This is a genomic window from Pseudomonas sp. Lb2C2, from assembly GCF_052112205.1.
Lineage (GTDB): Bacteria > Pseudomonadota > Gammaproteobacteria > Pseudomonadales > Pseudomonadaceae > Aquipseudomonas > Aquipseudomonas kilonensis.
Genome location: NZ_JAUTYW010000003.1, coordinates 845467 through 853089, shown reverse-complemented (window position 1 = coordinate 853089; position 7623 = coordinate 845467). Strand labels below are relative to the sequence as shown.

The window sequence follows — 7623 nt, the reverse complement described above, 5'->3', positions numbered from 1 at the left end:
ATGCTGATAATCTGTTGACTAGCAGTCTGACTCCACAAGCACCCACACGAATTGCTTGATTCAGTTGTTAAAGAGCGGTTGGCTGAGTCTTTCGTCTCAACCGAGGCGCGCATTCTACAGCGCCCCGTGTATCTGTCAAGCGGTTATTTTCAGAAGTTTTCAAAGTTTCGCTTCGGAAACATCAACAACTTCAACCACTTGCGCTTCCGATCTCTCGTTAGCGGGAGGCGAATTCTACAGCGTTACTCGCCGCTGTCAACACCTCTTTTTCACCGCTTTCGACCGAAAAGATCGAACCGCCGATAGAGCCAAACAACACCGCTCTACCTGCTCCTTCCGGGCTTCGATGACCTGAAGCCCAACACCTTCGAAACTTACTTAACTCATTGAATCTCAAGGAGTTTTCCGTTTCGACTGCGCCGGAAGTGGGGCGAATTATAGACTTCCAGAATCTGCCGTCAACCCCTATTTTCAGCTTTATTCAGATTTCAGCGTAATACGCGCGAAAGCCTTCTTGCCAGCCTGACATACATGAGTAGAACCCAGCTCATATATATAGGTGCGATCCACAACCTCACCATCGATACGCACCCCACCCGAACCCAAAAGGTCTCGCGCCACCGCCGCGTTCTTGACCAGGCCTGCTTTATTAAGGACTGCCGCAATCGGCATATCCTCGGCAGCAGTCAACTCGATCTCCGGCAGATCATCCGGCAGCTCACCATCCTTCATACGATTACCCGCCGCACGATGAGCATTGGCCGCAGCCTCCTCACCATGGAAACGAGCAACAATCTCTTCAGCCAGCTTGATCTTGATATCACGCGGATTGGCTCCAGCCTCGACATCGGCACGGAACGCATTGATTTCATCCATGGACCGGAAACTCAACAGCTCAAAGTAACGCCACATCAGCACATCAGGAATGGAGACCAGCTTGCTGTACATGACGCCCGGCGCTTCCTGGATACCCACGTAGTTGCCCAGCGACTTGGACATCTTCTTCACACCATCCAGACCCTCCAGCAATGGCATGGTCAGGATGCACTGCGCTTCCTGACCATAACCACGCTGCAGCTCACGCCCCATCAACAGGTTGAACTTCTGGTCAGTACCGCCGAGCTCAACGTCCGCGCGCAACGCGACCGAGTCATAACCCTGTACAAGCGGGTAGAGGAACTCATGAATGGCAATTGGCTGATTGGATTTATAGCGCTTGTCGAAATCATCGCGCTCGAGCATACGAGCCACGGTGTATTGAGACGTCAGGCGAATGAAATCCGCCGGCCCCATCTGATCCATCCAAGTGGAATTGAAAGCCACTTCGGTCTTGGCCGGATCAAGAATCTTGAAAACCTGAGTCTTGTAAGTCTCGGCGTTATCGAGAACCTGCTCACGAGTCAGCGGCGGGCGCGTAGCACTCTTGCCGCTTGGATCACCGATCATCCCGGTGAAGTCACCTATAAGGAAGATGACCTGATGCCCCAGATCCTGGAACTGGCGCAGCTTATTAATAAGCACGGTATGCCCCAGGTGCAGATCGGGTGCCGTCGGATCGAAACCAGCCTTGATACGCAGCGGCTGCCCGCGCTTGAGCTTTTCGATCAGCTCGGACTCAACCAACAGTTCTTCCGCACCACGTTTGATCAGCGCTAGCTGCTCTTCAACCGACTTCATAACAGACCCGTAAGGCTCAGATTCAAAGGGCCCCAACCATACAAGATCGCGCACCAAATACAAGGTTTGCCCGGCGCACGGACGCCAATCCACAGAACAGAGCGTTCGCGGGCTTGCTTCGCAGGGGTTTTGGTTATATTTTATACAGTTATTTCATCTTCATCATGTCAGTCATCTTTTCCAATTCATCTTTTCAAAAGTCAAAATTACCTATGACCACAGAACCGTCTAAAGCGCCGCCGCTTTACCCGAAGACCCACCTGCTTGCCGCAAGTGGCATCGCAGCCCTCCTTAGCCTGGCGCTGCTGGTGTTTCCCTCCAGCGATGTTGAAGCCAAAAAGACGACCCTGAGTCTTGAACTGGAAAGCCCGGCTGAACAACTGACACAAGAACAAGACGCCGCCGAAGCCGTTCAAGCCACAAACGAACCGGCCGCCTCTCCTTTTGCGCAGATTGAAAACAGCCCGGAAGACACCACCGAGGCCGCCGCTCAGGCAGAAGCGCCTGCAGCAGAAGAAAAGAAAGGACCAGAGCATCGCGAAGTGATTGTTGCCAAGGGCGACACACTTTCCACCCTCTTCGAAAAGGTGGGCCTGCCCTCGACTTCGGTCCATGAAATCCTGGCCAGCGACAAGCAAGCCAAACAGTTCACTCAACTGCAGCGCGGCCAGAAACTCGAATTCGAACTCAATCCAGACGGACAGCTGGCCAACCTGCACACCAAGCTGAGCGACCTGGAAAGCATCACCCTGACCAAAAACGACAAGGGTTATGTATTCAATCGCGTTATCACCAAGCCTACCGTCCACTCGGCCTACGTTCATGGCGTCATCAACAGCTCATTGTCCCAGTCGGCTGCACGCGCAGGCCTTTCCCACAGCCTGACCATGGACATGGCCAGTGTATTTGGCTACGACATCGACTTCGCCCAGGACATTCGCCAGGGTGACGAATTCGACATCATCTATGAGCAGAAAGTGGTCAATGGAAAAAGCGTCGGCAACGGCCCGATTCTCTCCGCGCGCTTCACCAACCGCGGCAAGACATACACCGCCGTGCGCTACACCAACAAGCAAGGCAACAGCAGCTACTACACCGCCGACGGCAACAGCATGCGCAAGGCCTTCATCCGTACACCGGTTGATTTCGCCCGCATCAGCTCGAAGTTCTCCGCTGGCCGCAAGCATCCAATCCTGAACAAGATCCGCGCCCATAAAGGTGTCGACTACGCAGCTCCCCGTGGCACGCCAATCAAGGCTGCTGGCGACGGCAAGGTATTGCTGGCCGGACGTCGCGGCGGTTACGGCAACACCGTGATCATCCAGCACGGAAACACCTACCGCACGCTGTACGGCCACATGCAAGGTTTCGCCAAGGGCGTGAAGACTGGCGGCAGCGTCAAGCAAGGCCAGGTAATCGGATACATCGGTACTACCGGCCTGTCCACCGGCCCGCACTTGCACTATGAATTCCAGGTCAACGGCGTCCACGTCGATCCGCTTGGCCAGAAACTGCCGATGGCCGATCCGATCGCCAAGGGCGAACGCGCGCGCTTCCTGGCTCAAAGCCAACCCTTGATGGCTCGCATGGACCAAGAGAAAGCCACCATGCTGGCCTCGAGCAAGCGCTAAGCATGGCGCTCTATATCGGTGTGATGTCCGGGACCAGCCTGGATGGCTTGGATATCGCACTGATCGAACTGACCCCGGCGATCAAATTGATCGCCACGCACTACATCCCTATGCCCGCCGCCCTGCGCACCGAATTGCTCGGATTGTGCAGCAGTGGGCCCGATGAGATCGCCCGCTCCGCCATTGCCCAGCAAAGCTGGGTAAAGCTGGCTGCACAGGGTATCCATACCCTGCTCAACGAACAGAAACTCAAGCCTGAAGACATCACGGCGGTCGGCAGCCACGGCCAGACCATCCGCCATGAACCAGCCCGCGGGTTTACCGTACAGATTGGCAATCCGGCCTTGTTGAGTGAGTTGACCGGCATCGCCGTCATCAGCGATTTCCGCAGCCGCGACGTCGCCGCCGGTGGACAAGGCGCCCCGCTGGTTCCAGCATTTCACGAAGCACTGTTCGAAGAACGAGTCGGCAATCGCGCCGTGCTGAATGTCGGCGGTTTCAGCAATCTCAGCCTGATAGAGCCGGCAAAACCCGTTGCGGGTTTCGACTGCGGTCCAGGCAACGTATTGCTTGATGCCTGGATACACCAACAACGAGGCGAGCATTTCGATCGCGACGGTCAATGGGCTGCCAGCGGGAAAGTCGAGCCAGTCTTGCTCAAGGCACTGCTCACCGATCCCTTCTTTGTCACCAAGGGTCCGAAAAGTACCGGGCGCGAAGTATTCAACCTGCCTTGGCTGACACAGCATTTATCGCAGTTGCCAGCCTTCGCCCCCGAAGACGTGCAGGCGACGTTGCTCGAACTGACAGCCCTGACCATCGTCGAATCACTCCAACACGCCCAGTCCAATACTCAGGAGTTGCTGGTCTGTGGCGGCGGCGCGCACAACCAGACGCTCATGCAGCGCCTGGCTGACTTGCTGCCGGATACCAAAGTCAGCAGTACCGCGGTGTACGACGTAGACCCGGATTGGGTTGAAGCCATGGCTTTCGCCTGGCTTGCCCATTGTTGCCTTGAAGGTATTCCAGGCAACCGCCCAAGTGTCACCGGCGCACGCGGGCTGCGCGTACTCGGCGCCATCTACCCGGCCTGAACCCAATAATCACGGACAAAAAAATGCCGCAGTGCCCTAAGGCACTGCGGCGTTTTTATTGAAGCACTCAGATCGAGAACGAAGAACCGCACCCACAGGTCGTGGTCGCGTTTGGGTTCTTGATCACGAATCGAGAGCCTTCCAGGCCTTCCTGATAATCCACCTCGGCACCAGCCAGGTACTGGAAGCTCATTGGATCGACCACCAGGCTGACCCCTTCGCGCTCGACGATGGTGTCATCTTCGGCCACTTCTTCATCAAAAGTGAAACCGTACTGAAAACCGGAACAACCGCCGCCCGTTACAAACACGCGCAGCTTCAAACGATCATTGCCCTCTTCATCGACCAGGCTCTTCACCTTGTGCGCGGCACCGTGGGTGAATTGCAAAGCCGTGGGGGTGAAGGTTTCGACGCTCATGCTGAATATCTCCCGGCGCTTACGCCGCCATAATGCGTGATGGCGGGCATTATCCGCTTCTCCTAGAAAATCGGTCAACTATTTACAAGAGCAGCGGCGACTACAAGCCTCAAGCTTGTAGCTGCCAACTTGAACCGAGTGACTGCCGTTACGGCAACATCCCTGCGTGGGACAGTCCCAGGCGCTCATCCAGCCCGAACAGGATGTTCAGGTTCTGCACTGCCTGGCCGGACGCACCCTTGACCAGGTTATCGATGACCGACAACACCACCACCAGATCACCGTCCTGCGGACGATGCACGGCGATCCGGCAAACGTTCGCACCGCGCACGCTGCGAGTTTCCGGGTGGCTGCCAGCCGGCATTACGTCGACGAACGGTTCGTTGGCGTAACGCTTTTCAAACAACGCCTGCAGGTCCACCGAACGATCGACGACGGTTGCATAAAGAGTGGAGTGGATGCCACGAATCATCGGGGTCAGGTGCGGCACGAAGGTCAGGCCGACGTCCTTGCCCGCAGCCCGGCGCAATCCCTGGCGAATTTCCGGCAGGTGGCGATGCCCCTTGACCGCGTACGCCTTCATGCTTTCCGAGGTTTCGGAATACAGCGAGCCGACACTGGCGCCACGCCCGGCACCGCTGACACCGGATTTGCAATCGGCAATCAGACGCGAGGCATCGGCAAGGCCCGCTTCAAGCAGAGGCAAGAATCCCAACTGTGTGGCCGTCGGATAGCAACCCGGTACGGCGATCAGTCGTGCCTGCTTGATTTTCTCGCGATTGACTTCCGGCAACCCATAAACCGCCTCGTCGAGCAGATCCGCCGCGCCATGAGGCTGGCCGTACCATTTGGCCCATTCATCGGCGTCCTGCAGGCGGAAGTCCGCCGACAGGTCGATGACCTTGGTCCCGGCGGCCAGCAGCTCACCGGCCAGGGCGTGGGCGACACCATGGGGCGTGGCGAAGAACACCACATCGCAGGCGCCGAGGGTCTTGACATCCGGAACGCTGAACGCCAGGCCGTCGTAATGGCCTCGCAGGTTCGGGTACATGTCGGCGACGGCCAGGCCGGCCTCGGATCGGGAGGTGATGACCACCACCTCAGCCTGCGGATGCTGTGCCAACAGACGCAGCAGTTCGACACCGGTGTAACCCGTGCCGCCGACGATACCGACCTTGACCATAAACCTGCCCTCAACGAACCCACTGGAAAGCCGTCGATGATAGGGGCCGCAGGGCCCGGCGACAACCGCCAAGGTGACGTGCGGACGCTCTAACCTCTACTATCGGGCTACCGTGAATCCTGGGAATAACTAAAAATGCTCTATCTGTGGCTCAAAGCACTTCACATCGTCAGCATGGTCTGCTGGTTCGCCGGCCTGTTCTACCTGCCTCGCCTGTTTGTCTATCACGCCCAAAGCGAGGACAGCGTCAGCAAAGAACGTTTCAGCGTCATGGAGCGCAAGTTGTACCGCGGCATCATGGGCCCGGCGATGATTGCCACGCTCGTATTCGGCATCTGGCTGCTCAGTCTCAACGCCGGCGCCTATTTCACCCAAGGAGGCTGGATGCACGCCAAGCTGACCCTGGTCGTGCTGCTGATCGGTTACCACCATATGTGCGGCGCCCAGGTAAAGCGCTTCGCCCGTGGCGAAAACACCCGCAGCCATGTCTTTTATCGCTGGTTCAATGAAGTGCCGGTTCTGATATTGCTGGCTATCGTAATTCTGGTCGTGGTCCGACCGTTCTAATCTCCAATCAGCATCCATTATCCGGGGTACTTCCAATGTCGTTGCCCGCTCTGCTTGAACAACGCTTGCGCCTGCCTGTCGTGGCCGCGCCAATGTTCCTGATTTCCAATCCGCAACTGGTGCTGGCCTGCTGCCGCAACGGCATCGTCGGAAGTTTTCCGGCGTTGAACCAGCGCGAAAGCAGTGGCTTCAAGGCCTGGCTTGAGGAAATCGAAGCAGGCCTGGCGACCCTGGAGAATCCGGCACCCTACGCCGTGAACCTGATCGTCCATCACAGCAACCCGCGGCTTCAAGCCGACTTGGCCATCTGCATCGAACACAAGGTGCCGATTGTCATCACCAGCCTGGGCGCGGTGAAGGAGTTGGTGGATGCCGTCCATGCTTATGGCGGACTGGTGTTCCATGACGTGACGACCCGGCGTCATGCCGAGAAAGCCGCCGAAGCCGGTGTCGATGGCTTGATCGCCGTTGCCGCCGGTGCAGGCGGGCATGCCGGAACATGGAGCCCGTTTTCACTAGTCGCCGAGATCCGGCAGTTTTTCGACAAAACCGTGCTGCTTGCAGGATGCCTGAACCACGGCCATCAGATTTTGGCCGCACAATTGCTCGGCGCCGATCTGGCCTACTTCGGCACGCGCTTTATCGCTACGAGCGAAAGCCACGCCCCTGACGCTTATAAAGAGATGTTGCTCACATCCAGAGCCGCAGACATCGTGCATACTCCCGCTGTATCCGGAGTGCCGGCCAGTTTCATGCGCCAGAGCCTGGAGAACGCCGGTTTCGATCTGGCCGCTCTGCAGAACAAGGGCGAGGTGGATTTTGGCTCGAAACTCAAACCGCTGAACGATGAAGCCAAGGCCTGGAAAACCGTATGGTCCGCTGGCCAGGGCGTGGGGGAAATCGATGATTTGCCCAGCGTCGATCAGTTGGTGGCACGCCTGGATGAAGAATACCGTCAGGCACAAGCCAGGGCAGCGCAGCTTGGCGGGCAATGGCCCCGCGGAACCAACCCCATAAAAGCAGTTATTTAACTTTCAGAGACAAGGATGCCAG

At 57.4% G+C, this 7623-nt stretch carries 7 protein-coding genes; 4 read left to right on the top strand and 3 right to left on the bottom strand.

Annotated features, from left to right (window positions below):
• Positions 1–477 precede the first annotated feature (477 nt).
• Positions 478–1677, bottom strand: coding sequence for a tyrosine--tRNA ligase (tyrS, locus tag Q7F16_RS12110; protein ID WP_046064577.1), 1200 nt, complete (start codon positions 1675–1677; stop codon positions 478–480).
• 212 nt (positions 1678–1889) lie between these two features.
• Between tyrS and Q7F16_RS12105 the strand changes: the two genes are divergently transcribed.
• Positions 1890–3308, top strand: a complete 1419-nt coding sequence (locus Q7F16_RS12105; RefSeq protein ID WP_046064576.1) for a peptidoglycan DD-metalloendopeptidase family protein — start codon at positions 1890–1892, stop codon at positions 3306–3308.
• Between the two features lie 2 nt (positions 3309–3310).
• Positions 3311–4402 (top strand): anhydro-N-acetylmuramic acid kinase, encoded by a 1092-nt coding sequence (locus tag Q7F16_RS12100; protein WP_409557396.1) that lies wholly within the window; start codon positions 3311–3313, stop codon positions 4400–4402.
• A 67-nt stretch (positions 4403–4469) separates the two neighbouring features.
• Here Q7F16_RS12100 and erpA read toward each other — a convergent pair whose 3' ends face one another.
• A complete protein-coding gene (erpA, locus tag Q7F16_RS12095) occupies positions 4470–4820 on the bottom strand; it encodes an iron-sulfur cluster insertion protein ErpA (RefSeq protein ID WP_003177727.1) in 351 nt (116 codons plus the stop codon).
• Positions 4821–4968: 148 nt separating this feature from the next.
• Positions 4969–6003: an N-acetyl-gamma-glutamyl-phosphate reductase gene (gene argC / locus Q7F16_RS12090; RefSeq protein ID WP_046064574.1), complete on the bottom strand. Its 1035-nt coding sequence runs from the start codon at positions 6001–6003 to the stop codon at positions 4969–4971.
• 135 nt (positions 6004–6138) lie between these two features.
• On the opposite strand from argC, the gene hemJ reads away from it, so the two are divergent.
• Positions 6139–6570, top strand: coding sequence for a protoporphyrinogen oxidase HemJ (gene hemJ, locus Q7F16_RS12085; RefSeq protein ID WP_003206117.1), 432 nt, complete (start codon positions 6139–6141; stop codon positions 6568–6570).
• Positions 6571–6605: 35 nt separating this feature from the next.
• Positions 6606–7601: an NAD(P)H-dependent flavin oxidoreductase gene (locus Q7F16_RS12080; protein ID WP_046064573.1), complete on the top strand. Its 996-nt coding sequence runs from the start codon at positions 6606–6608 to the stop codon at positions 7599–7601.
• Positions 7602–7623 lie beyond the last annotated feature (22 nt).

Excerpts from the sequence above, each read along its gene's own strand:
- Q7F16_RS12105 (WP_046064576.1), top strand. The coding sequence starts at position 1,890 with ATGACCACAGAACCGTCTAAAGCGCCGCCGCTTTACCCGAAGACCCAC.
- argC (WP_046064574.1), bottom strand. The coding sequence starts at position 6,003 with ATGGTCAAGGTCGGTATCGTCGGCGGCACGGGTTACACCGGTGTCGAA.
- Q7F16_RS12100 (WP_409557396.1), top strand. The coding sequence starts at position 3,311 with ATGGCGCTCTATATCGGTGTGATGTCCGGGACCAGCCTGGATGGCTTG.
- tyrS (WP_046064577.1), bottom strand. The coding sequence starts at position 1,677 with ATGAAGTCGGTTGAAGAGCAGCTAGCGCTGATCAAACGTGGTGCGGAA.
- Q7F16_RS12080 (WP_046064573.1), top strand. The coding sequence starts at position 6,606 with ATGTCGTTGCCCGCTCTGCTTGAACAACGCTTGCGCCTGCCTGTCGTG.
- erpA (WP_003177727.1), bottom strand. The coding sequence starts at position 4,820 with ATGAGCGTCGAAACCTTCACCCCCACGGCTTTGCAATTCACCCACGGT.
- hemJ (WP_003206117.1), top strand. The coding sequence starts at position 6,139 with ATGCTCTATCTGTGGCTCAAAGCACTTCACATCGTCAGCATGGTCTGC.